Origin of the sequence: Candidatus Aramenus sp. CH1, from assembly GCA_022678445.1 — an archaeon.
Classification (GTDB): domain Archaea; phylum Thermoproteota; class Thermoprotei_A; order Sulfolobales; family Sulfolobaceae; genus Aramenus.
In genome coordinates, this window is sequence record JALBWU010000008.1 from 80,004 (window position 1) to 103,350 (window position 23,347).

Below are 23,347 nucleotides of genomic sequence, written 5' to 3' on the forward strand. Positions count from 1 at the left end.
TAGCCTTACCTTGTTCCAAGTACTCTCACCTCGCTGGACGCGTCTAGGTCTATGTCCTTAAAGTCCTCCCTTACCAGCAACTTGCCCTTGACGTAGAGTACAGTGCCTGCCTCAAGCTCCGTGAAACGCGTCCTAAAGCTCGTGAGCAAGTAGTCCTTGAAGGAGTACACAGCCGGCAAAGTGTAGGGCCTTATGGCCCTCTCCACCATGACCCTCCCCTCGAAGTCCCTGACCTCCTTTACTCTGCCGAAGTCCACGCACTCCACTATCTTGAACGTGTAGGGGACGCCCCTGTACTTGCCCTCCAAGTACCTCTTCCTCTTTAGCTTCAGGAAGTCCCCTATGTCTAGACTCTCTACTTCAGACTCCTTTGCCTCGTCTAGGGGCGCGGTGACGTTGGCGTTCCTGAGCTCCACGAGCTTGTTGTAGTTCCCCTTGTTGAAGGTCAAGACGTCTATGTCGTTGCCCCTGCCTAGGTACAGGTGACTGCCCGTGACGCCCACGTCGTGGAAGAGCTCGGTAAACTCCTTGACTATCCCCTCAGGCTTAGCGTTGAAGGGATCTAGCACTTCGCTCTCCTCCAAGGGGACAAGGGGGACGTTAAACCCTATCTCTTCCACGTACTTGAGGAGGTGAGAGAACCTCTCCTTGACAAACCTTAAGGCGTCGTTTAACCTCTTTATTTTGACGCCCCTGTAGTAGTGCGGAACCGCGACTACAAAGCCCTCAGGGTGGAAACACCCCTTTACAGCCCACACTACGTCCATGTACTTGATGAAGTATCCCTCCACCGGAACCCTAGCCATAATTTTAAATTTTGACGCTGGTCTAAAAACCCGTTGAAGGTAGCCATCATAGGTGGAGGAATAGCCGGATCGTCCCTCTACTTTATGCTGAAGAAGAGGGGCCACGACGTCAAGGTTGTAGACCCCAGGGTAAGGAGGGTGTTCCCTTCGCTCATCCACTCGTTGCTCTTGAAGGGAAAGGACGTATACTTGGCGAAGAAGAGCCTAGAGTTTTACAGGGAGTTTAACGTGATGACCAAGGAGTTCCCCTCCGTTACCATAGGCAGGGTAGACGACAGCGTTGTGGAGTCGTGGAGGGAAGTAGGAGTGGAGGTGAGGGAAGAGTACGTACCTTGGCTTGGCGCGAAAGGGCTCGTAGCGAGGGGCGGGGACAGGCTGGTCTACGTGAAGAGGCTAATAGATTCTGTCCCCGTGATAAGGGAAAGGGCCTCCATAGCGCAAAGGGGGAACAAGGTGGATGTCACGGTCAACGGCAAAGGGCTGGAGGCAGAGGTGTACGTTCTAGCTACGGGACCTTGGAACCACTTGCTTTTCCCTGTCAACACGAAGAGCTACTACTGTTGGGCTTCCCTTGTGGTCAACGAGAATAAGGAACTCGACCAGACGTTCGTCTACGACTACGAAAAGGGCTTCTACTCCAGGCCGTTCCTGGGAGTGGGCATGAGGCTGTCGATAGTAGGGGACGGGAAGACCATCGTAGCCTCTCCTGGGACCAACGTGAAGGTGGACCCACTCGAGGTAATAGACAGGGCGAGGGAGAGGCTGGGCAAACTGTACCATATCTACACTTCTGGAGAGTTCTGTGAGGGTACCCCTGACATGAGGCCAGCGTACGGCAGGCTACTGGACAACTTGTACTACATAGGCGGTCTCAACGGCTACGGGGCTGAAGTAGGTCCAGGGGTCGCGTCACTCCTTGCAGAGATGATCCTCGAGGGAAAGGCGGAAAGGGAGTACTTACTCGACAGGTTCAACGGGGTTAAGGACTTCGACCTCGGTAAGGAACCGCACGAGCTCTAACGCTACTTCATGTCTTTTCCGTATATCTGTAAGTGCACCTCAACCGGGTCTCCTACTTTCCCCACCTCTAGGTGAAGCCTCTGCTTCTCCTCACAGCCCTCGCAGTCGTAGACCACCCAACCCCCTTGGAACTCCTCCCCCAAATAGTACTCCACAGCCCTCCACCCCTTCCTCTCAACCAGTTTCCTTATTGCCCTGAGGTCAAAGAGCGGGAATGCCACGTACTTCTCCAGCTTTAGGTAGAAGGGCTTCAAGTACCTTAAGTTCCTGGGGTGTATCAAGACCCCTGTTGGGAGAAAGAAGTCGTCGAGGTCGCTTACCTTCACCAGCTCTATCTCGCCCTCTTCGTTGACGTAAACCCCCACGTTCCGGTAATCCTGAAGCAGCTCCTTTAAATAATACCAAGACTCGGCTTTAGAGCCGATCAGCCAGCTTATCATGAAAAACAGATATATTTGCGGGATGTTAAATTTTCCCCAGGAGTGATGAAGTGACGGTTTTCTGATACGTGAGGAGCGATTCCCCACACTGAGGAGGATGGAAATGAAAAGGGCGAGGAACTTCGTAAAGGACTTGGTGGGCGTAAAGAACAAGATCATGTCGCACTACGGGATCTTGGACATAGATGACGTGTTCAACAAACTTCTGGAGTTCCACAAGCTCGGGATCATAAACTCGACCCACTCTATCCTCCAGCTCATCGTGGCGTCTTTCCTAATTAAGGAGGGCTATAGGACGTCGGTGGAGTATGAGACCGGGGGGAGGGTAATAGACGTTTACGCGGTAAAGGGCTCCGACGTTGGGATAGAGGTGGAGACGGGGTTCGTCCCACCCAACTTCGCAGACAACCAAGAGGAGTTCTTGATGAGCAGGACCTCGCTGAAGATAGCGAGGTACAGCAACCTAGCGAGGGAGTTCTTCATTGCAGTACCTTCCTTTTACATACCCCCTATCCCTGACGTGTTCTTCGAGAGCCAGGAGGAGAGGAGGGAGGAAGAGCTCAGGGAAACCATGAACTTGATCAGGAAGTACCACAACGTGTTTGACGTGAACCTCAAGTCCCTTAAGGGGGCGAAGATAGACGGGGTCATAGTGGTCAACACGAGCGACCTAAAGGTAAAGGTGTTCGGCCAGGAGGAGTTCTCGAAGCTAAAAAAACTTTACAGCTAAGTAAAGGAAGGCGAAGGAGACCAAGGGCACTGTTATGTTGTCGTCCAACTTGGTGGATCTTTCAAGTAACGTTGCCAGTACCCCTGAGATGAATCCAGGGATGGAGAGAAGTGCGTAGCCCAGGGAAGCGGACACCACGAACATCCCCACAGACCCCCAGAAGCCCTTAAACCTCCTCTTGTACACGTAGTTCCTTATGATGCCCGTGACGCCGTCTCCAAAGGACATGTAGAGCAAGGGCAGTAAGGCTACGTAGAGGAACTTGTTGTCGAGCGACCAAAAGTTGGGCTGTAACACCCACGAGGCTAGGAGGACTGTGCCAAAGGAGAAGGTGAAGTGAACCTCCCCCATGTCCTGGCTCTCCTGGAACCAGGAGAACATCTTACCCGACTTTCTCCTTGCCAAGAGGAAGGCCGTTAAGGCGTAGGAAGTGACGATAGGTATCAAGGGCGATGAGAGGAGGAAGGGGCTCACAATTGCAACGACGCCCCCTCCCAGCATGTGTATTACCTTCCTGGCGACGTATATGTTAGTTGCCTTGGCCACGAGCTTGGAGAAGTAGAGCGTGACTATGGCAACCCACACCACTAGGGCTGATCCCCACATAGCATCGCTTAGTGTAACTATCACAACCTTTTTAGGTTTAGATCCCCTTATAAGTTTGGTGAAGATCCTCCGTTTCTCTATAAAAGGAGGAGAACTTATCCACGACGAAAATGGAAACGTAATCGGAGTGATAGACGAGGGATTTGTAAAGTTGACAACAGAGGACGGTATCGAGATTGATCCCAGATCCGTGAAGCCAAAGCTGGACAGGGAGGACCTAGACCTCGTCTCCATGATAAACAGGATTAAGGAGGTGGACCTGCTAGACGCGCTTCTCCTGAAGAAGAGGGAGAGGAGAATGAGGCTAATAAAGACCTTGGGGCAGGTCTTTGAGGAGTTCGTCCTCGGAGAGCTGAGCAGGGAGTTCAAGGTTGAAGTACACCCTAGGCTCTTCTTAAGCTTGGGCAAGTTCTCTAGCAAGAGGCAACATAACACCCCCGACTTCCTGGTCGAGGGCAAGGTGATAGTCGAGGCTAAGGTGGGCAAGGTAGACTACGCCCAAATTGAGGAGTACTCGAGGTTCTACCCTGGGGTTGTAGCTCTACCTTACTCGGATTCCTGCATCGTGCCCAAGGGTTGGCAATGCGTGAACAACGTGGTACTTGACCCCAAAAGGCTCTTGGACAAGGTACGTATTTACTTGGATAAGTAATAGAATAGGCAAGCTTCATCTTGATTTTTTAACTTAGGCAAGTTTAACTCACCCATGCAGATAGGCACTCCTTTATTGGACGGAGGTAACAAGGTACTCCTCCTAGGTAGTGGGGAGCTTGGAAAGGAAATGGCAATAGAGGCCCAGAGGCTGGGCGTAGAAGTGGTGGCAGTGGACAGGTACGACATGGCTCCGGCGATGCACGTGGCCCACAGGAAATACGTAATAGACATGCTGAACAAGGACGCGGTAAAGTCCATAGTGAAAAAGGAGAACCCAGACGCAATAATAGCCGAGATAGAGGCCATAAACACGGACGCCCTAGTGGAGCTGGAGGACTCAGGCTACAAGGTCATCCCCAACGCTGCCGCCGTAAAGACGTGCATGAACAGAGTGGCCCTAAGGAGGTTGGCGGCTGAGAAGGTAAAGGTCCCGACCACGGGCTACGCCTTCGCCGAGAGCGCTGAGGAGGTAAGGAGGGCCTGCCAGGACATCGGTTTCCCGTGCTTGATCAAGCCGGAGATGAGCTCTAGCGGCCACGGTCACGTGCTCATTAGGAGGCCAGAGGAGGTAGAGGATGCATTCAAGGAGTCAATATCCCACGCCAGGGGGAAGAGCAACACTGTAATAGTGGAGGAGTACGTAAAGGTAGACACGGAGCTTACGGTCTTGACGTATAGGTACTTGGGGGACAACGGCATAGTAACAAACACCATGCCCGCGGTGGAGCACCAGAGGCCTAGCTACTACTACGTTGAGTCGTGGCAACCAGCCAATGTAAGCGATGACGTGCTGGACAGGGCGAAGGACTACGCGTTGAGGGTGGTAGACGCGCTAGGGGGACTCGGGATATTCGGCGTAGAGATCCTAGTGTCTGGGAACAGGGTGCTCTTCAGCGAAGTCTCTCCAAGGCCACACGACACTGGTCACGTGACTTTAGTGAGCCAAGACATAAACGAGTTCCAAGTGCACATTAGGAGTGCCCTAGGGCTCCCAACTCCAGAGGTAAAGCTATTGACTCCTGCTGCCTCCCACGTTATCTTGGCTCAAAAGGAGACGTGGGCTCCCAAGTACCTTAACGTGGACAAGGCTATGAAGATCCCAGGAGTACAAGTGAGGCTGTTCGGAAAACCCTACTCGTACGAGAAGAGAAGGATGGGCGTGGTGTTGGCAATAGGGAACACGGCGGAGGAGGCTAGACAAAAGGCAAGGGAGGCTTCTGCCGTAATCCTAGTCACCTAATCCGTGGATCTTTTTCAGCGTCTTTATCACTTCTTCTACCTTGTTTTTCACGAATGTGGTACTGGAGGTAAAACAACAGTCGTGAAGGGTCTCAACTTCCCCTTCTTCTATTCCTGCTATTTCCGCCACAGATAGGGTCCAGATCCTCGCCGTGGCGTCGTAGTTGTACCCACCAACGCCTAAGAGTATCAACTTTCCATCGGCGTACTCGTGGGCCATTTCATGGATCTCCTTTATTACTTCCAAGTAACCTCTGGTGGAGAGCTTTAGCTCGACTAATGGGTCACCAAAGTGGGCGTCTCCCCCTTCAACTACGATGAAGAGCCTTGGCTTAAACTGCCTTATCTTCTTCACAACTACTTCCCTGAACGCCTCTAAGTACGCGTCGTCCCCTGTGCCCGGGGGGAGGGGTACGTTTAACGTAAGCCCCTTGGCCTCTCCCTCCCCAACCTCCTCAGTGCTCCCAGTTCCCGGAAAGAAGCCCTTGTGGTACATGTGTAGGGACACCTTTAGAACGTTGGGATCGTCGTAAAGTAGGGCTTGAGTCCCGTCTCCGTGGTGGCCGTCCAGGTCGATTATTGTCACCCTCCCGTACTTCCCTTCAGCGAGTTTAGCCACCAACACAACGTCGTTAAAAACGCAGAAGCCTGACGCCGAACTCCTTCCAGCGTGGTGGAAACCGCCACCCAAGTTTACTGCGTGGTCGTACTTGTCCAAGACCTCAAGGGCCTTTACCGTCCCAGAAACCCTGATCAGAGACGCCTCGAATATACCCTTGAAGGCAGGGGTGTCCCCGGAGTCAAGATAGCCCTTTCCTTCCTCGCTCAACCTCTTCACGCGATCCACGTACTCCTTATCGTGGACCTTCAGCAGCAACTCCTCGCTTATAGGGGTTGGCCTCACCACGTCTATCTCGTGGAAGAAGCCCCTCTCTTCCATCAGCTTCTTCGCCATACTCTCCCTTATGGACTTAAAGGGGTGGTCTCCCGGAAACGAGTAGTCCAGGTATTTCTCATCCCATACAAAAGCCGTTTTGTGCAACAACCTTGGGTACCTAAGATATTTTTAATACATTCTCTCATTAAAATATTACACGTGAGACCTTGAAACTCAGAGAGCTCGCGGATGAGCCAAAAGTCGTGGCTCACGTTAACACGAGACTCGGGGAAATATTAAGCAAGATGAAGGAGGAGAACCAGTGGGTAGTGCCCGTACTAAAGGAAAAGAAAGTAGTGGCAATGCTCACCGACAAGGACCTCATAAGGAGAGCGGTGAGCCTAGAGACTAGAGTCTTGAGCATAACGTCCCCAACGGTCACGTTAAACGAAGACGACGACTTTGCAAAGGTCGTTGCTAGGTTTTACACAAGCAAGGCTAGGGCCATCCCCTTGGTCAACTCCTCGAGGGGACTAGTGGGGCTTGTAACTAGGGAAAACGTGCTCAACTACCTCCTGGAGTCCGGGGAGATACCTGACGCAAAGGCTAGGGAGTACATGTCGTCCCCTCCCATTACGCTCTCCTCATCAGATTCCGTGGCCAAAGCCAGGTGGGAAATAGTCAGGAACAACGTGAGCAGAATCCCCGTAGTAAACGAAAAGAAGCTGGAAGGCATCGTGACGACAAGGGACATAGTCAACGCCATCTACTCTGTTTCCGGAAGGAAGAGGGAGTCAATCTTGGTGGAGGAGGAAAGGATAATGGCGATGCCCTTAAAAGACGTGATGGTTTCTCCGGTAATAACGGTCAACGGAACTGACGCACTAACAAAGGTAGCTGAAAAGATAGTGAAGAACAAGATCTCCGGGATGCCTGTGATGGAGGGGGACTACGTCGCTGGGGTCATAAGCGGTATAGATGTGATAAAGTCCTTGGAGTCAAAGTACCAGCTGAGCTTACCTCTGCAAGCTAAGCTCACCACCGGGCTTAGGAACGCGGAGATGAAAAGTCAGATAGACGGAGTCCTAGAGAGGTACTTGAGCAAGCTCGAGAAGCTAACTGAGATAATAAACTTCAGGGTGTCCTTCAAGGAGGAGGCAGTTAGCCAGGACAAGACAGTATACAAGGTCACAGTCAACGCTGTCACCAAGATAGGCAACTTCGTCGCCAACGAGACTGACTGGGATCCAGTAGTTGCAGTAAAGAAGGCTGTAGAGAAGGTCGAGGAAAGGCTAATAAGGAAACTTAAGAGGATCGAGGAAAAGAAAGGGGATAAGAGAGAGGAAATTTGAGGATAGGCATAGTGCAAACTAGTAGCACCAGCTCCGCCCTCTCGCTGACCGAACAGGCCCTAGCTAGTGGAGCCCAGTTAGTACTACTCCCCGAAAAGTGGGTGAAGACTCTAGACGAAGTCCCTCTCTCCGAGTTCCAACGCCTTGCCCTAAAGTACACTGCCTACGTTATCCCAGGAGCCTTTGAGGACGGGGTCTCCGTCATATCGCCCATCATAGACGACAAGGGGAAGATAAGGGGAGTAGCGAAAAAAGTACACCTCTTTGGCTCGGAGAGGGAAAGGCTTTTCCCAGGTACAAGTTTAACTGTTTTTAGTTACAACGGCATTAAGTTTGGGATCGCCATATGCTACGACGTGGACTTTCCAGAGACCGTGAGGTCGCTGGTCAAGAAAGGCGTTGAAGTACTTCTAGTCCCCTCCAAGATAGACAAAGAGGGGCTTCCCATATGGAGAGAGTACCTCAAGGTGAGAGCGTTGGAGAACAGGATAGCGGTCATCAACTCCAACGCTCTAGACTTGCCCAACTACCCTGGACACAGCGCTGCCCTATTGCCATACAAAAAGGGTAACATAGTAGACACAATGACAGTGGGAGAGCTGGGAGAAGAAGAAGGGTTCATGGTAGTAGACGTCGACCCCTTGTCCTACTTCTACTTGAGGGCATCGAGGCTCAAGGAAATAGTTGATGTTGAAGTAAATGAAATTCAGTCTTAGGACATTTCCAAGAGCATTTTATTAATTCTCCCTTTCTTCTATTTACGAATGCAGGCAGTATCGCTGGACAAGCTCTCGAAGGGGCCCATCTACACTGCGGTGGAGAGGGCGAAGAGGTTCTCTCAAGAGAACAGCTTCGTACCCTTGATCTCCTTTTACTTGGAAGAGAAGTTGCTTTCCTCCCTTGTGAAGTCTCTAGAGCCTTCGCTGAAGAGCGTTTTCAAGGAGTACCACTACGAGAGGACCGCGTTCGTGAGGAAGGCCTGCCAGATCCTAGGGTGTAAGGAGCTGAAGGCAACTGAGTTTCCCTACTACGCGATACCCGTGAGCGAAAGGAGCGAGGTCACCTTCGTGGAGAACAACGCTGTTCCACCAAAGGCGATCGTTAACTACGGCACGTTCCGGTTCATCTTCATGCCCCACCCTACCTATGCCTCAATTGACGAAGCGATTAAAAAGCAGGCTGAGGACAATATCATAGTGGAGTTCAAGGACGGGAGGATAACCAACATGGAGAAGAAGAGGAGCATATTCATAGAGTCCAGGTCCGTGGACAGGGTAGTGAAGGCTGAAAAGGTAGTGGTGTACTTGACCCCAACGCTCGAGACCTTCCTCATACCCCCCATAGTTGCAATGAACGTGAGGTTGCTCTCAAACAGGGTAGAGATAGTCAGGGGAGGAGAGATTCTAGAGTACAGAGTTATTGAAGGAAAAGCTGACCAGGAGGAAGTGCTGAAGGGGCACACGTTGAGTCCCTTGACTAAGGCGGGGCTCTACTACGACTACAAGAAAAAGGCGATAATAGAGGAGGAGATCATACAAGGGATAGTGTCAAAGTTTCCCCTGTAGCGCTTGCAACTTGACCAACAGCTTCTCCAAGTGTTCCTTCCTCACCTTAAAGGCATCTCCACTCTGGGACCTTGGGTGGAACTCTCCGTGTAGTCTCTCGCTGTTCACGAAGTGGACTACCAGCTCTCCGTCGCCCAGCTTGTAGGAGAGGAACTCTATGAGGGAGAAGTAGTCCTGGTAGCTCTCGATCCTGAAGCCCAGCTTGCTCGCTATCCCCTTCAACAAGTAGGCCAAGCTCCTCCAGTATGCCTCCCCTGCCTCCACCAGCATTCCCCGTGCCTCCAGCTCCCTCCCGAGCTCGAAGTATTCCCTAGACACTTCAGAGTAGAGTCCGTAGTCGTTAAAGGACTGCAGGAGCTGGTCGATCAAGAGGTCCTCTACCGTCACTCCATTACCCTCGAGCTCCTTCTCCAGCCGTTGGTACAGTGCAGTGGGTATGTTGACCGCTTTCATCAATCACGTTTAGTCTCCCAAGCTAAATACTTTAGCTTATGCCGTGAAAGGCCAGGCCTATCAAGTGAGTTACTATAGCTGCGCCAATTGCAAGCCCAGTCATCTGAGCCCCTTTCCTCGCCGGGCTAACGTCGCTCAAAAGACCTATTATGCTCCCAACAATAAAGGTAGCTATCCCAGTAAAGATATAGGCAAGCAAGACGCCGAGTATTCCACCGAAGCCCAACAGGAAGGGGGCCACCGGTATGATTGCACCGGAGATGTAGGAAACGGCAGTAGTCGTTACACTCTCCTTGGATCTCCCTTCCTCCTCCACTCTCTGCCCCCTCCTTGCGGCACTCTTCTTTATGTCCTCCTCTGACTTGGAGGAGAGAAAAGCCCCTATTGACATTGAGATGGTTCCGGATATCCCAATTATTAGCCCCCCTAGTCCCACCAATAGAGGGGTGACAAACACTCCCGAGAGACCTGAGACTCCCGCTAGTACCTCTATTAGCCCGTCGCTCATACCGTAAATGGCGTCCCTTATTTTCTCGACGTTGACTTCCGCCTGGACTAGTAGTTCCTCGTGGTACAGTTCCTCCATTTTAATCTTGTTTATCTCCTCCTTCTCGGTGTCCGAGAACACGTCCATCCTGCTCAAGGCGTCGTACTTCTCGGAGTCGGATATCTCCCCTAGCTCGGAGAGCTTTAGCGTTAGCGTAAGCCCTATCACCCTTCTTAGGACGAGGAAGAGGAGGAGCTTCAGCTTTAGCCACGCCCCTATCTTCTTTAGCTCAACGTTGAACTTTGAGGCCATGGTCCTCCAGAACTCGGAGTGCCTGCCCTCACCTTCCGCTAACTCCTCTAGAGTCTCCTTCACCTTCTGGTTCTTCTCTCTAGAGGCTAGACTCCTGTAGAGCTCGTGCCCAAACACCTCGTCTTGGTAGTTCTCCTTTATGAGTTTTCTAATGTCCATACTCTCACTCTAATTTCTACTTACTAGTATTTAAGAACTATTCCATATTTCATCTATGTAAATTTTTTTGAAGGTGTGCGGGACTTCCCTGTCAGCAGTGGAGCCTATCAAGACACAACACCAGTCCTTGTACTCCCACGGGTCTTGATCCCTCAACACGTAGTACTTCAGCCTGTTTGGGGAGGCATTCTCCAGTAGCCTGAACTGGTCCTTGTCCTTCAGCACCACGTAAACGTTGTCCGCGACGATCTCCTTTCCCAGTATGTACCACTTGACTTCCCTGCTCTTTATCTTCTCCCAGCTCTCCTTTGGCTCCGAGAGAACCATCCCAGCTATCGAGTTCCCTATTATACTCTCTATTTCTTTGAGCTCTACCTTGTCCCCTACAACAAACACGGCGTCCCCCTTAGGGTAGTAAAAGTAGGACTTGCTTGAGTTTCCTCCAAGGAATATGACGAACACGTTGTCGCCGTTGTACTTAAGGAAGTACTCTTGAACTGACATCAAGAAAGATAGGAGAGGGGGAATAAAACCTTTGGAGCTTAGGAGTCCAAGTTCTTGTCTCTGATGAATTTTCACGGCAATACCTTATAAGGGGCAGGGTCCAAACCTTTGGCTGAGCCTAGACTCTAGATCACGTCAATCCAGAGGGGAGACATGCCATATTACGGGGTCTCGCCCTTTAACGGAATCTAGTACGAATACTCTAGACATGATAGTAACTGTTATCAACCAAAAGGGTGGCGTTGGCAAAACTACTACCTCAGTTAACTTGGCCTACGTGATGTCTAAGACCAAAAACGTGGGACTGGTCGACCTAGACCCGGAGGGAGGCACCACCGTCTCCTTCGGGATGAAGAGGGAGAAGAAGGAGCTACCCCTCGGAGGGAAGAGCGTGAACATCTTCAACGTAGAGGTATTCCCTGCGCACATAGGCCTGTTGAAGTTAGAGCTCAACGGGGACGTGAACGAGATCGTCGGCTCCCTAAAGGAGATCTCCAAGAACTTCGACGTATTGATGATCGACACTCCGCCCAACTTGGGGACGCTAGCTGTGTCAGCGATGATCTCAGCGGACAAGATAGTGTCCCCAGTTACCCCACAGCCCTTGGCCCTGGAGGCCGTGAAGAACCTAGACAGTAGGCTCCAGAGCCTAGGGAAGAAGGCCATAGCCTACACAAACTTCTCCAAGAAGAGTGTAGAGATAGAACTGAAGAGCATCCAGTTCACCAACATTGCCATACCCCAGTCTAGGCTCTTCATTGAAGCCTCTAGACTCGGGGTTCCAGCGTCTAGGTACGAAGAGGTAAGAGCGAAGAGGGGGAAGTTAGTAAAGTACTTTGAAGAGTTGTCAAAGGTGATTCTAGAGTGAGCGAACTAGACTTCCTACTGAACAGGAAGAAGTCTACTCCACCGAGTTCAGACTCTATAGAAAAGAAGGAAGAGGGAAGGACAGAAAAGGAGGAGAGGAGAGTAGAGAGTAGGCAGAACGAGCTCGCAGAGAAGGGGGGAGAGGGAAGAGAGGAGAGCCTCCAGAGGGAAGAGAAGAAAGTAGAGAGCGCTGGGAACACGGAAGAGGGCAAACTGAAGAGTCTTCGCGAAGAGGGAAGAGAGGAGAGTAAAGGCTCTTCCCCTGGCGTAGAGGAGATGATGTCGTCGTTCTTAGACAAGGACCCAAAGATAGGCGTGTGGAGCTACCCTGCGTTCATGGTCCTGCAGTACCTCTACAACACAAAGCCCGGGTTTAAGATGAGCAGAGTCGCAAAGGAGGCCTTAGAGATGGGGCTCAGACAGCTCTACCCAGAGCTGTTTAAGATAGCTGAGAAGGTCTACAGGGAAAAAGTGGAAAAGTAATACACTACCTCAAAGTTTCCACGAGTGGGTTTCCCGACTTTAGTTGGTTATGCTTTCTTCTCTGCCCCTAAAGGCTTTCTTGAGATATTACAGTAGCTTCCCAGTCAACGTCAGCCAGTAAAGGCCTATGAAGGCCTTCTTGGCCAGGTAAAACGCGGTGCTTGGGCCCAGCGCAAAGCTCCTCTGGTAATTCATCTTAATGAACATCCCCTTGTTCTCGGAGCCGTAAACCGCGCACATGGCAGAACCGTCGAACTTCTCCTTTCCGAAGCCGTTTATGTCAGCGTATATGTTGTTGGCCACAAGCTTCGCCTCAAAGTGGGCCAATGCCCCAGTTTTGGGAGGGATCATTATGTTGGTTATGTCCCCCACCGCGAACACGTTGTCGTAATCCTTGTACCTTAAGGTCTCTTTGTCGACCGGTATGAAACCTGAGGAGTCCACTAGGTTGTCGAACTCCTTCCCAGCCCTTATAGGGGTATCTATGAGGGCCATGTCGTACTCCAGCTTCTGCCCGTCCTCCGAGAAAATTACGCGGTTGTTCCTGTCGATTTCCTTGATCTTGAACCCCCTAATTACCTTGATCTTGAGCTCCTTGCTTACCTTTCCTAGCATCTCCGCCATGGGCCTCTGTATCTCTGGGGGGTTTGCCACTGGGTTAACCAGTGCGATGTCGGCGTTGGGGAACCTCTTCCTTAGCAAGAAGGCGAACTCAAAGGGCGCTGCGGGGCACTTTATGACCCCGTAATACCCCACCACGATCTTCTTCCCCGAAAAGCCGTTTATCATATCCCTCAGCTTTGTCACGCCCTCTAGGGAATGCCACTCGGGGAACCCTTCTAGCTTGGCGTTCTCAACCCCTGCAGACATAACTACGTAGTCGTAGTCTATCTTCTTCCCGCTCGCCGTGACGACCTGGTGGTTCTCAACGTCCACCCTTGTGACGCTGTCCTTGACCACTTTTGCCTTTATTACCTCGCTTACGGGCTTGACTATCCTCTCCAGGGGGACTTCCCCAAACGCGACATCTATTATCCCAGGCTGGTACACGTGAACGTTCGATCTCTCCACCACGGTTACATCAATTCCCCTCTCGTTGAGCACGTTAGCAACTATACTACCCGCGTTTCCTCCTCCTACTACCACTACCCTCTTTGCCATCGACATTTGTTAACGAAATATACTATTTAAGCGTATCCCTAAATTCTATTATATCACAAATTATATCATATTATTTCTATTTTCTTAAAAAATATTAAAAATAAAGGAAAGTTATTTTGCCTATAAATAGGGGCTACAGCGTCAACGAGGCTAAAACATTTAATGCCAAATGACCTTTTTTATCATGTGAAAATTAACTTAGAGAGGCTAAAGAAGGGGAAGCTAAAGTTCTTAATACTAGAGTGCCTCAACGAGAAGCCAATGCACACATATGAGATAATAAAGACCATCGAGAAGAAGTTCGGTGGAATATACAAGCCGAGCCCCGGTTCAGTGTACCCGGTACTGAAGAACTTGATAAACCAGAAGCTAGTAGGAGTAGACGAGAGGGACTCCAAAAAGGTCTACTACATAACTGAAGAGGGTAGAGCGGAGTACTCTAGAATGAAGGAGAAGATAAGCACGTTCTTCGCGACGCACAACGAGTACAGGAAGCTTGTGTCCAAGCTCATGGACGTGGGCCTACTCCTCTATTCTTATAAGGAAGAGCTGAGGGAAGAGAAATACGAAAAGGTCTCCCAGATAGTCGACAAGTGCAGGGAAGAGATAGAGTCCATACTTAGGGAAGGGGCGTAAGTCCGTTTTAGCCTACTTTTGGATTAGGTCGACGAAGCTCAGAGATGTCCTCACTACCTCCACCGGATCCTTTCCAAGCACGAAGATAGTGGGCTCCTTCCCGTAGTCTCCCATGTCCACTATGTACTTTGGAATCCTCCCCATCTTCTCGTGGGCTAGCCTCACCATCAAGTTCATGGTGTGTCCTTCCTTTGACCTAGACTCTAGAGGCTCCAGTCTCCTGTCGAACACGTAGACGTCGTCTAGCCGTTCCACTATCTCCTTGTAGTACTTAACGTCTATGGCGCTCCTAACCTGTGGGTCGTACTTCATGGCCGTCAATATCACCCTTGCCACGTGGTCTGAGGCCCCAAAGGCAGGGGGCATGCAGTAAAACGCCCTGTTGAAAGCCGTGGTTATCCTCCCAGGGATGGCGGCAACGTCCTGAACTCCAGTAGCGTTAGAAACTGCGTAGCCTATGTTAACCCTTATTTCGGGCACAAGGAGGTAAGCCTTAGGTTCAGAGACGAAGATGTCCGCCGCCTCCTTTAGCCTCTTGAGGACGTAGTCCCTTTCACTTTCCATAAGGTTTTTACCGAGGAAACAATTTAAGCCTTGACTCCCAATACTATCTCTTGATGGTAACCAAGATCTATTTGTTTAAAGCCCCTAGGAGGTCCGCAGGGAAGGAAGAGTACGAAATCTCGATTCTAGAGAAAATAGGGGAGAAGTTTAGATTAGGGGAGCTACTCGACTACGACGTTTACTATCAAGGAGAGATAGCTTACCTAAAGGGGAGGTTCTCCAGAGGAAAGGTAATGGTGAAGTTTGTAGAAGGCGGAGAGGCAATAGCGTTGTTGAAGACTAGCAAGGTCAGGGTAGGGAGGTTTAAGTAAGGATTACGAGAGTCTTTTTCCTTATAACCTCTTGTGGAGAAGGAATAGAGGAAATCAACGTAAAAGGACGGTGGTGCTGACCCTTTTTGTCGCTTGTCGACACATGCAAAGAGTACATACTCTAGAGTTTGACGATCTGTAGGTGGCACTCCAGAGACTTCGAATGAAGAGATAGCTAAGGGCTTGACTCTTATCTCTTGGACTACCTGCTTGCGTGGGTTTCCCCGATAGGCCACGTACTGTCTAGATACCATGTTTGTGCCTTTCTCTCTCGACGAGAACAGTGAAGTCACGGCGAAGCAAAATGATTAGCACGATGTGTTGGGCCATGATGTGGGGAAAATCTAGCGTCATAAACATCTTTAGCGCTCATAATGAGATCAATAATTCCGCTAGGACTATGCTGAAGAGCCCGGAAAGGAATATGCCGTCAAAGCTCCCTGCACCACCTATGCTCACAATCTGCGGATTCGCCTCTATAATTTTCCTCAAGTTCAAAAGGTCTGCCCCTATAAGCGTGCCAAACACGCTACCAACGTAGGCCGAGACTGGAACAAGTAGAGGGTCCCTAAACAGGAGGAGGTAACTTATTAGCGTCGAAAATATGGGCGCTATCAGGGGGTGCATTGCAACCCCAACCCCTGGGATCACCTTTGAGAAGTGCTTGGAGACCAAGGTTATCGCAACTATGTTAACTAGTACTAGGTAGATCCTAGACCCTAGAAGGAAGAGCAGAGTGAGGGAGAAGAGGACGGGGATAAGTGCTCCCCCTACGTTTACTGCTATTAGCGTCACGGTGTAGCCCGACGACAGCCTAGGTACGTAAAAGGGAATGCCGAAGACGTATATCACCTCTTGGTATGTCTGGAAGTACTCCCTCCTTACCTCCTTTACTCCTACGTTTACGGGACTCATGGCAAGGCTGAGGAACGACATCTCAAAAGCGAGGAAGTAGCTCACCTGCCTGTTGACACCAACTAGTGTAAGCAAGTCCTTAAAGTAGCCTATAGCTATTACCATCAACAGAAGCCCTAAAAGGAAATATAAGGGCATTAGTATACCACGGTATGGGGAGAATATTACTATCCTCTTCATCTACAATATCCTTTCCTTGCACAATATATTTGCTTTTGTCAAGTCGTCTGGAGTGTTCACATTAATTACCTCCTTTTCCACCTCCACGGAGGAGTAGTCCTTCAAGTTGTCAGATCTCCAGAGGCTCACCCCAACGAATCTCCCCCTAGACAGTAGAGTGCAGACGGAAGACTTACACTCGAACAAGGGCTTGACGTCGTCCCAGCTCAAGAAGGGGGTATCTGAGGGGAGCACTAGCGTGGGAAATCCAACAGTCCTCACAGCCTGGACTACGTCCTCCTCGTAACCTCTGCCGTCGGTGTACACTATCTTGAGCAGACGTCCCAGCTTCTCGTCGACTATGTGCCCCCTTATAGTTGCCACGTACACCTCGTCAGTCAACGACCTAGCGAAGCTGTAAACCCTGAGGATCATGGGAGTACCGCATACCTCTAGGAGGGGCTTCTCAGGGCTTAGTCTAGTCCCTTTCCCACCAGCCATTATAATCGCTTTCAACCCTCGCAAGTTCCTCCTCCACGTCGTCACTTATCACCCTCCTTTCAGTGACAACTACAGGGTCTCCCCTCTCGACCCTACCTATGATTTGTGCTCTCACTTTGCTCTTAACTGCGTTGGGGTCTTCAGTTATAACTAGAAACGCCCCCGAGGAGATGAACCTCAGGGGGTCTATGGAGAGCGCGTCCACGATCTCCTTCACTTCCTTCCTGAGCCCTATTGCCTTCTCATCTATCTTGATGGTGGAGTTAAACCTCCTGGCCAACTCCAGTGAGCATTGAAGGAGACCTCCATCTGTGACGTCGTGCATGAACTTGACGAACCTAGATACCTTTAGTGCTTTTTCTTGGACGCTTAGTTCCTCCCTGAACTCCCTGGTCCTCTTGAGAGTCTCATCCCTGATCCCCTTTGCCTTGAGCAGGGAAGCGAACTGTGTTGCGAGTATCCACGAGCCCTCAAGTCCCAGGTCCCCTACCAAGAGGACATAGTCCCCCTCCTTTACAGACCTCCCGTCCATTAACACGTCCGTCTCCCCCAGTGCAGTTGTAACCACTATGTCGCGTTTTGACTCTATCACCTCCGTGTGTCCTCCCACAACACTACAGCCTATCTTGTTACACGCCTCGTTTATCCCTCTCAGTACGCCGTTCAAGTGGGCCTTGTCGGAGAGCAGTATCGTGGTCAATACCCACTTACACTCGACCCCCTTCATGTTTACATCGTTGCAAGCTACTACAACTGAGAGGTAGCCCGCGTCCTTCCCTGACTCTGTTATAGGGTCAGAGTGTACCACTACGTATTTTCCTTTCACCTCTATCACAGCGTCGTCTTCTCCAACCGCTGGGCACACTACGCAGTTGCCAGTCTTTACGTTGTTTATAAAGCTAGGTAAAGGTAGCTTACCAAAAGACACATTATATACTCTGCACAAAAATAAAATAAACCATGCTAAGCGTCGAAGTCAGGGACTTGTGGAAGGTATATAAGAACAAGGTGGAGGCCCTCAAGGGCGTTACCTTCTCGGTCAACCAAGGCGAGGTGTTCTCGCTACTGGGCCCAAACGGGGCTGGTAAGAGCACTACCATTAAGGTGATCTCATGCGTACTAAAGCCGACTAAGGGGACTGTCAATGTTCTTGGCCACGACGTCCCTGGGGAGTGCAATACTGTGAGGGGCTTAATAGGGATAATGCCCCAGGAGTTCCAGGGGTTCTCTGACCTCACGGTGGAGGACAACGTCAGCTACTTCGCTAGCTTGTACAATAGGAGGGTCGACGTAGAAGACGTGTTGGAGAGGCTCGACTTGATCAAGTACAAGAACAAGAAGTTCAAGGAGCTATCTGGGGGCTACAAGAGGAGGGTTGCCATAGCTTGCGCCTTGGCTGGGGACTCAAAAATCGTCTCCCTTGACGAGCCCACGGTAGGGCTTGACCCCAGGTCCAGGAGGTCCATCTGGGAGATTGTAAAGGGACTCAGAGAAAGCGGTACGACCGTCCTCCTCACCACCCACTACTTGGACGAAGCCCAAATGCTGTCTGACAGGGTAGCGATAATATTCGACGGGAAGATAGTCAAAACTGGTACCCCGGAGGACATAATGAGAGAGTTCAAAAAGGAGAGTCTAGAGGAGGCTTACCTGGCTTTAATGGAAAGCTTAGGCGAGGTATGATGAAGAGAATCCTCCTCACTATTAAGGCCGTGATAAAGGACAACTTAAGCAGCAAGGCTACATGGTTCTTCATTATCTTCTTTCCCCTGTTCCTTACCTTAATATTCGCCCTAGGTTTTGGGGCTGGGACTCAAGTGCACCAGTACGTGGTAGTGAACGACCAACAGCTGGGGAAGTACATAAACCAGAGTGAGCTCTTCACCGCCCTCTACGGCATAAACGAGAGGGAGGCCCTGCTGAGGGGTTACATCTTCGTCAACGCCACAAACGAGACGGTGAACATCTACTACCCGCAAAACGACAAGTACTTAGTGCCCTCCCTAGAGGCGATCATAACTGGGTACTACGACAAGAGCTCTCCCGTAAACTTCAACGCTCACCAGAGCTCAGCAAACGCCTACTACGTCTACGTAGTGTCGGGGATGATAGGGATAATAGCCCTCTCCAACGGCGTGTTCGGCGTCACGGGGGTAGCCTCAGGGTATTACAGGGACAAGCTAATAGATAGGCTAGCCGCCTCTCCGCTGAGGAGTTACGAGTGGGTAGTGTCCTTGGTGATCTACGAGATAGTGATCACGCTGATATCCACGGTTCCCATACTGTTGCTTTCGATAGCCTTTGGGGTAATACCCATTGTGGGCGTTGCATTCTTGGGCTTCTTAGTGATATCAACTTTGATGTTCTCTGGACTGGGCGCAATAATATTTGGTTTGACGCCCAAAGACAAGCTCTTCGTGGCCAACGTAGCAGCGAACGTCATAACTATACCTCTGATGTTCCTGAGCACGGCCTTCTTCACGATCGACGCGTTTCCCTCCATCTTGAGGCCCTTGGTTGAGTACCAGCCGGTATCCGTGATTGACGCGGTGATAAGGGACGTGATGGTGTACGGCCGAGCTCCGAGCCTCTTCGACATGTTCTACATCGTGTTGCTTACCTTGGCGTTCATAGCGGTGGGAAGTAAACTAATGAGGCTAAGGGAAACGGACTAGGGGAAGGTTAGGTTGTCCCAGCTAGGTTTAAGCTTAGCCAAGAAGGCGTTTATCCCTGTCCTTGCGTCATCGGAGATGACTTGAGATATCAAGTCCTCAAACACCCTGTCCAGGAATTCTAGGGAGTCGGAGAAGAGGTTCCTCCTCATGACCGCCAACGACGTTGGGGCAAAGCCTGAGAGCGACGCTACCACTTTCTTGGTCTCCTCCTCTACGTTTCCGTACGAGTGAATGAGTCCAATCCTCTTGGCCTCCTCCGCCCCTATTTCCTCCCCTAACATTGCGAGCCTCCTCACGTTTTCGTAGCCTATGATGCGGGGGCCTAGGCCTATCAGTACTGGAGGGAACACCCCTATCTTACCGCCGGGGGCAGCGAACCTAGCCTTCTCGTCTGCTACAGCGAAGTCCATGACTAGGAGCATTTCCAGCGAGGCGCCGTACGCTATGCCCTCAACTTGAGCTATTGTGACCTTCTCTAGCTTCATTATACTCTCGTACATAGCCTTCATGGTCCCGAAGAAGCTTTTCGCAGAGGAGAGGTCCCCAGAGACCTTCATCAGTTCCCTAATGTCTGCACCTGCTCCGAAGTTGCCGTTCTCCCCCTTGAATATTACGAACCTTAATTGCCTCTCCTTGCTTACCTTCTCCAGGACTTCTATCATTTCTAACATGAATTTCTCATTTACCAAATTATATCTAGTTTGAGTATTAAACCGTATTATTGCATATTTCCCCCTATCCTCTAAATTAACGTACATAATTGTCTATGGCAAGAGGTGGCTTATTTTACTTTCCTTATCTAAAGGACGTGTAATCTGATAGAAACAAAGTTTTTATCCAACACGAGAATTAAAGTGAAACAAAGTTTTTATCCAACACGAGAATTAAAGTCCTAGAGGGGAACGAAGTGGAAATGAACGCCGTTTTCCTTGCAGTGGCGTTGCTAATGGCGTTGTTCTCAACTTACCTCATCTACGCAGTGAAGAGGAGAACTAGGGGAGTTGGGTTCCTGCTTGTGCTCTACTTGTCTGGGAGCATGGTAATAATGTTCTTTACCCTTGCCTTCTTCTTTTCTACTCAAAGCAAAGTGATAGAGGCAGTCGCCTTCTTGGCCAATTCTCTTTACATGATACTCGGATTGTTTGTAATCCTTACCCTCGCCCAGAGGAAGGTAGAGGTGAGGAACAGTTACACAGTTGCCCTCTTCACGTCCATGATGGCGGTCTCTGAGGCACTAATGGGAGAAACGTTTTACGCTATAGACACGAAGACCTTAGGGAACCCCCTGCTGGGGGTGGAAAACTTATACTACTTGTTGACAATGCTCATAGAAATGGGCTTCGCAGTGCTCCTCAGTTTCAGGAACATGACGACGCCACTGAGGTACTACCTCCTAGTCCTCCTGCCGATAATGGGGCTGTCCCCAGTGACCTTCCCAGATAACACTCCCTTTATTTACGATGTAACTTGGGCCTCTACAAGCCTAATGATCGTAGCTACCATACTGATCTACGAGACGCTTTACAGGGACAGGCTCAAGGCTACGCAGGACACTATGACCTCATTGGAGCTAATGGTGATCTTCACCCTCATGATGGGAGGGGAGTTCCTCTATTTCCTTGTTGACAGCTGGTACTTGTTTGACTTGGCCTCAATCTTGGGGATGACGTGGGCTATCTACAGGGCGATAGAGGGGCCAAGCAAAATAAGGGGAAACTACTTGAGGGACACGTGGTGGACTTTCGCCTTCATAAGCCTCACGTTCGTCATGGAGTGGTTTATGGGAGGGGTACTAGACTTCGTGACAGGGGTAATTCAGCCTGGGATCTCCGGCTTCCTTTCCTCCTTGAGCTTGGGCTTCGTCAGCCCTTCAGCATACTTTGGGCTTGGGGCACTATTCGACTTCGTGTCCGCATTTTCAACGGTAACTGCATCGCTGTGGTTCCTCGTGATGATGGGAACGGAAATGGGCGCTTTGGCTTTAATGAGACTACTTCAGCTTAAGAACAAGGAGAACAAGGTTAGGTTCGCATTGATGATCTCCGCTTACGCCATTTACACAATTTACCTCCCGTCGTTCTCTCCTTGGGCCTCTAAGTTACCCTACATACCCTACATGTGGTCCATGGGCTTGGGCACAATGGGGCCAGTATCGCCCTCATATCTTCTCACGGGGATAATAGGTACGTACGTGGTAACAGCTGTGCTCTCCTTCCTCTTTGGGAGCAGACAAATATGTTCAGTGACGTGTACCGCGCCCCTGATGTATCAGGGCACGTTCTACGACTCTCTGAAGACCTATAACAGGAAGTCTGGGTTAGGGAGAAAGACTCTAACGAGCAGGCTTAGGCCATGGTATAAGGCAATTGTGGTCGGAGTGTGGACTGTCCTGCTGACCTCGGCTGTTCTCTCGTACCTAAGCCAAGTGGGGGTTATTAACGTGACGATATTTGGAGTAGACGCCACTGTGTTCCTCTACTCCTTCTTCTTTAACGTGATATGGTACGTGGTATTCATATCCATACCATTCATGGGCACCTACGCTTGCGCAACTCAGGGGTGGTGCTCTTGGGGAACCTTTAACCAGTTCTTTGGAAGCATAGGTTTCTTTAAGCTCAAGGTAAGGGACCCAGGCGTTTGTTTGAAGTGCGAGACAAAGGATTGCGCAAACGCTTGTCCTGTCGGGCTCACCGACATGGCAGGGAGCTTCATAAGGAAGGGGGAGTTCAAGTCCATGAGGTGCTTGGGCGTTGGAGACTGCGTTGAGGCTTGTCCCCACGACAACGTGTTCTTCTACGACGTGAGGCACAAGCTAAGGGATATTTTCCATAAAAGGGGATAACTGGGAAAGTTTTTTAAAATACAGTTTAATAAAATAGATATAAATAACTAATAGTTTTTCTAACTTTTATAACTCTTATAAAAGAAACGTATAAATGGGATAAAGAAGAAAAACCGCCTATGTCCAAGTATAGTGTACCTAGGACTAACCCAATTCTAACATTATTGAACGCCGTATTCCAGTTAGACAAGGACTGGATATCCAGAATAACGATGGGCATGATCGTGCTGAGCCTCGTATGGGGCATATTGGGCATAATAGACGCCCTAATGGCGAGGATACAGGAGGCCACGTGGGCCACTTCCCAATCGCTTATCCTCACGTCACAGGAGTACTACGGCGGAATTACACTCCACGGCGTAAGGGACCTATTCGGTTTCGCAGTACAGCTGGAAATAGCGGTGTTCATATTCCTGTCCTACAAACTCCTCAACTTCCAGCCCAGGGCAAAGTGGTTGCTCAACATAGGGTTCATACTTTTCAACATCTCCTTCATGCTAATCGAGGGCCCAATAGTGGCCTACCCAGTGTTTAACGACAACTACTTTGGTGCAAGCGGTTGGTATTACTTAAGCCCAATAGGTCTACCTAACTACTCGCAGTACGTCCTCAGTCCCCTGTGGTACATAGGGTACGAACTAATGGACATAGGCACCTACATCTTCGTCATCTGGTTAATTTACCACTACTACTTGGCCACCAAGACAAGGAAGGAGAAGTTGCCCATATTCGCAGTTTTCGCGTTAATGACCGCCCTCATGATCGCCATCGGGTGGAGCGGTGAAACTGCAGCTAACACTTGGGACATACTGGCCTACTTCGGGATAACCGGAGTGAACGCGATAGCGAACCAGATTGCGTTCTGGATACTTGGACACTCCATAGTTTACATTGTATGGATGCCAGCAGTAGCCTCTATGTATTACTTAATACCCCTGCTGGCGAACAAGCCCCTATACAGCGACAGAATGGCTAGGATAGCCGCGCTCCTCTACTTGATTTTCTCCAACAACGTACCAATCCACCACT

General features: G+C 50.3%; 28 protein-coding genes. 15 read left to right on the forward strand and 13 right to left on the reverse strand.

From position 1 onward, the window contains the following. Positions 1–5 precede the first annotated feature (5 nt). A complete protein-coding gene (locus MPF33_08260; protein MCI2415213.1) occupies positions 6–806 on the reverse strand; it encodes a hypothetical protein in 801 nt (266 codons plus the stop codon). 33 nt (positions 807–839) lie between these two features. Here MPF33_08260 and MPF33_08265 point away from each other — a divergent pair, with 33 nt between their 5' ends. Beyond that, positions 840–1,826, forward strand: a complete 987-nt coding sequence (locus tag MPF33_08265; protein MCI2415214.1) for an FAD-binding oxidoreductase — start codon at positions 840–842, stop codon at positions 1,824–1,826. 2 nt (positions 1,827–1,828) lie between these two features. On the opposite strand, the gene MPF33_08270 is transcribed toward MPF33_08265, so the two are convergent. Then, a complete protein-coding gene (locus tag MPF33_08270) occupies positions 1,829–2,266 on the reverse strand; it encodes a hypothetical protein (protein MCI2415215.1) in 438 nt (145 codons plus the stop codon). 103 nt (positions 2,267–2,369) lie between these two features. Here MPF33_08270 and MPF33_08275 point away from each other — a divergent pair, with 103 nt between their 5' ends. Next, positions 2,370–2,996, forward strand: coding sequence for a hypothetical protein (locus tag MPF33_08275; protein MCI2415216.1), 627 nt, complete (start codon positions 2,370–2,372; stop codon positions 2,994–2,996). Here MPF33_08275 and MPF33_08280 read toward each other — a convergent pair. Next, positions 2,976–3,626 (reverse strand): phosphatidate cytidylyltransferase, encoded by a 651-nt coding sequence (locus MPF33_08280; protein ID MCI2415217.1) that lies wholly within the window; start codon positions 3,624–3,626, stop codon positions 2,976–2,978. The two genes, MPF33_08275 and MPF33_08280, sit on opposite strands and share 21 nt — an antisense overlap. 34 nt (positions 3,627–3,660) lie before the next feature. On the opposite strand from MPF33_08280, the gene MPF33_08285 reads away from it, so the two are divergent. After that, entirely contained in the window at positions 3,661–4,254 is a 594-nt protein-coding gene (locus tag MPF33_08285; protein MCI2415218.1) for a hypothetical protein, read from the forward strand. A gap of 54 nt (positions 4,255–4,308) precedes the next feature. Next, complete coding sequence (gene purT / locus MPF33_08290; GenBank protein MCI2415219.1) at positions 4,309–5,496, forward strand: formate-dependent phosphoribosylglycinamide formyltransferase; 1,188 nt, start codon at positions 4,309–4,311, stop codon at positions 5,494–5,496. Here purT and MPF33_08295 read toward each other — a convergent pair. After that, complete coding sequence (locus MPF33_08295; GenBank protein ID MCI2415220.1) at positions 5,485–6,537, reverse strand: acetoin utilization protein AcuC; 1,053 nt, start codon at positions 6,535–6,537, stop codon at positions 5,485–5,487. The genes purT and MPF33_08295 overlap by 12 nt on opposite strands. Positions 6,538–6,599: 62 nt before the next feature. On the opposite strand from MPF33_08295, the gene MPF33_08300 reads away from it, so the two are divergent. From MPF33_08300 to MPF33_08310, 3 genes are read left to right on the forward strand one after another with little or no spacing between them, the layout of a single operon-like run. Continuing rightward, positions 6,600–7,724, forward strand: coding sequence for a CBS domain-containing protein (locus MPF33_08300; protein ID MCI2415221.1), 1,125 nt, complete (start codon positions 6,600–6,602; stop codon positions 7,722–7,724). Continuing rightward, a complete protein-coding gene (locus MPF33_08305) occupies positions 7,721–8,440 on the forward strand; it encodes a carbon-nitrogen hydrolase family protein (protein ID MCI2415222.1) in 720 nt (239 codons plus the stop codon). Before MPF33_08300 ends, MPF33_08305 begins: the two co-directional genes overlap by 4 nt. A 48-nt stretch (positions 8,441–8,488) precedes the next feature. After that, a complete protein-coding gene (locus tag MPF33_08310) occupies positions 8,489–9,289 on the forward strand; it encodes a hypothetical protein (protein MCI2415223.1) in 801 nt (266 codons plus the stop codon). Here the strand turns inward: MPF33_08310 and MPF33_08315 are convergent. From MPF33_08315 to MPF33_08325, 3 genes are read right to left on the reverse strand one after another with little or no spacing between them, the layout of a single operon-like run. Next, positions 9,272–9,742: a PaREP1 family protein gene (locus MPF33_08315; GenBank protein ID MCI2415224.1), complete on the reverse strand. Its 471-nt coding sequence runs from the start codon at positions 9,740–9,742 to the stop codon at positions 9,272–9,274. The two genes, MPF33_08310 and MPF33_08315, sit on opposite strands and share 18 nt — an antisense overlap. Before the next feature lie 31 nt (positions 9,743–9,773). After that, positions 9,774–10,700, reverse strand: coding sequence for a VIT1/CCC1 transporter family protein (locus tag MPF33_08320; protein MCI2415225.1), 927 nt, complete (start codon positions 10,698–10,700; stop codon positions 9,774–9,776). Positions 10,701–10,730: 30 nt separating this feature from the next. Further along, positions 10,731–11,204, reverse strand: a complete 474-nt coding sequence (locus MPF33_08325; GenBank protein ID MCI2415226.1) for a hypothetical protein — start codon at positions 11,202–11,204, stop codon at positions 10,731–10,733. Between the two features lie 208 nt (positions 11,205–11,412). Here MPF33_08325 and MPF33_08330 point away from each other — a divergent pair, with 208 nt between their 5' ends. Together MPF33_08330 and MPF33_08335 are read left to right on the forward strand one after the other, a co-directional pair. After that, a complete protein-coding gene (locus MPF33_08330; protein ID MCI2415227.1) occupies positions 11,413–12,072 on the forward strand; it encodes a ParA family protein in 660 nt (219 codons plus the stop codon). Further along, the gene (locus MPF33_08335; protein MCI2415228.1) at positions 12,069–12,554 is read left to right on the forward strand and encodes a hypothetical protein; all 486 of its coding nucleotides are present in this window, start codon (positions 12,069–12,071) and stop codon (positions 12,552–12,554) included. Before MPF33_08330 ends, MPF33_08335 begins: the two co-directional genes overlap by 4 nt. Positions 12,555–12,641: 87 nt before the next feature. Here the strand turns inward: MPF33_08335 and MPF33_08340 are convergent, their stop codons facing one another. Further along, positions 12,642–13,715, reverse strand: coding sequence for an FAD-dependent oxidoreductase (locus MPF33_08340; protein MCI2415229.1), 1,074 nt, complete (start codon positions 13,713–13,715; stop codon positions 12,642–12,644). A 186-nt stretch (positions 13,716–13,901) separates the two neighbouring features. Here MPF33_08340 and MPF33_08345 point away from each other — a divergent pair, with 186 nt between their 5' ends. Then, positions 13,902–14,351 (forward strand): PadR family transcriptional regulator, encoded by a 450-nt coding sequence (locus tag MPF33_08345; GenBank protein MCI2415230.1) that lies wholly within the window; start codon positions 13,902–13,904, stop codon positions 14,349–14,351. Between the two features lie 12 nt (positions 14,352–14,363). On the opposite strand, the gene MPF33_08350 is transcribed toward MPF33_08345, so the two are convergent. Then, entirely contained in the window at positions 14,364–14,915 is a 552-nt protein-coding gene (locus tag MPF33_08350; protein ID MCI2415231.1) for a phosphomethylpyrimidine kinase, read from the reverse strand. Positions 14,916–14,968: 53 nt separating this feature from the next. On the opposite strand from MPF33_08350, the gene MPF33_08355 reads away from it, so the two are divergent. Beyond that, positions 14,969–15,226 carry a hypothetical protein gene (locus MPF33_08355; GenBank protein MCI2415232.1) on the forward strand — a complete coding sequence of 86 codons (258 nt, stop codon included), beginning with the start codon at positions 14,969–14,971 and terminating at the stop codon, positions 15,224–15,226. A 369-nt stretch (positions 15,227–15,595) separates the two neighbouring features. Here MPF33_08355 and MPF33_08360 read toward each other — a convergent pair whose 3' ends face one another. Genes MPF33_08360 through MPF33_08370 form a run of 3 tightly spaced genes read right to left on the reverse strand, consistent with a single transcriptional unit; the run spans position 15,596 to position 17,729 of the window. Then, positions 15,596–16,321, reverse strand: coding sequence for a DUF1614 domain-containing protein (locus MPF33_08360; protein MCI2415233.1), 726 nt, complete (start codon positions 16,319–16,321; stop codon positions 15,596–15,598). Next, on the reverse strand, positions 16,322–16,816 hold the full coding sequence (locus MPF33_08365) for an NTP transferase domain-containing protein (GenBank protein MCI2415234.1): 495 nt from the start codon (positions 16,814–16,816) through the stop codon (positions 16,322–16,324). It lies immediately after the preceding gene. After that, entirely contained in the window at positions 16,779–17,729 is a 951-nt protein-coding gene (locus tag MPF33_08370) for an AIR synthase-related protein (protein MCI2415235.1), read from the reverse strand. The genes MPF33_08365 and MPF33_08370 overlap by 38 nt, the downstream gene beginning before the upstream one ends. Before the next feature lie 32 nt (positions 17,730–17,761). On the opposite strand from MPF33_08370, the gene MPF33_08375 reads away from it, so the two are divergent. Together MPF33_08375 and MPF33_08380 are read left to right on the forward strand one after the other, a co-directional pair. Continuing rightward, positions 17,762–18,484, forward strand: a complete 723-nt coding sequence (locus MPF33_08375) for an ABC transporter ATP-binding protein (GenBank protein ID MCI2415236.1) — start codon at positions 17,762–17,764, stop codon at positions 18,482–18,484. Continuing rightward, positions 18,484–19,476: an ABC transporter permease gene (locus tag MPF33_08380; protein MCI2415237.1), complete on the forward strand. Its 993-nt coding sequence runs from the start codon at positions 18,484–18,486 to the stop codon at positions 19,474–19,476. Before MPF33_08375 ends, MPF33_08380 begins: the two co-directional genes overlap by 1 nt. Here MPF33_08380 and MPF33_08385 read toward each other — a convergent pair. After that, the gene (locus MPF33_08385; protein ID MCI2415238.1) at positions 19,473–20,234 is read right to left on the reverse strand and encodes an enoyl-CoA hydratase/isomerase family protein; all 762 of its coding nucleotides are present in this window, start codon (positions 20,232–20,234) and stop codon (positions 19,473–19,475) included. The genes MPF33_08380 and MPF33_08385 overlap by 4 nt on opposite strands. 149 nt (positions 20,235–20,383) lie before the next feature. Between MPF33_08385 and MPF33_08390 the strand changes: the two genes are divergently transcribed. Both MPF33_08390 and MPF33_08395 read left to right on the forward strand, forming a co-directional pair. Beyond that, entirely contained in the window at positions 20,384–22,318 is a 1,935-nt protein-coding gene (locus MPF33_08390) for a 4Fe-4S binding protein (GenBank protein MCI2415239.1), read from the forward strand. A 119-nt stretch (positions 22,319–22,437) separates the two neighbouring features. Next, positions 22,438–23,347: cbb3-type cytochrome c oxidase subunit I (locus MPF33_08395; protein ID MCI2415240.1), on the forward strand; the 910-nt coding region annotated here is incomplete at its 3' end.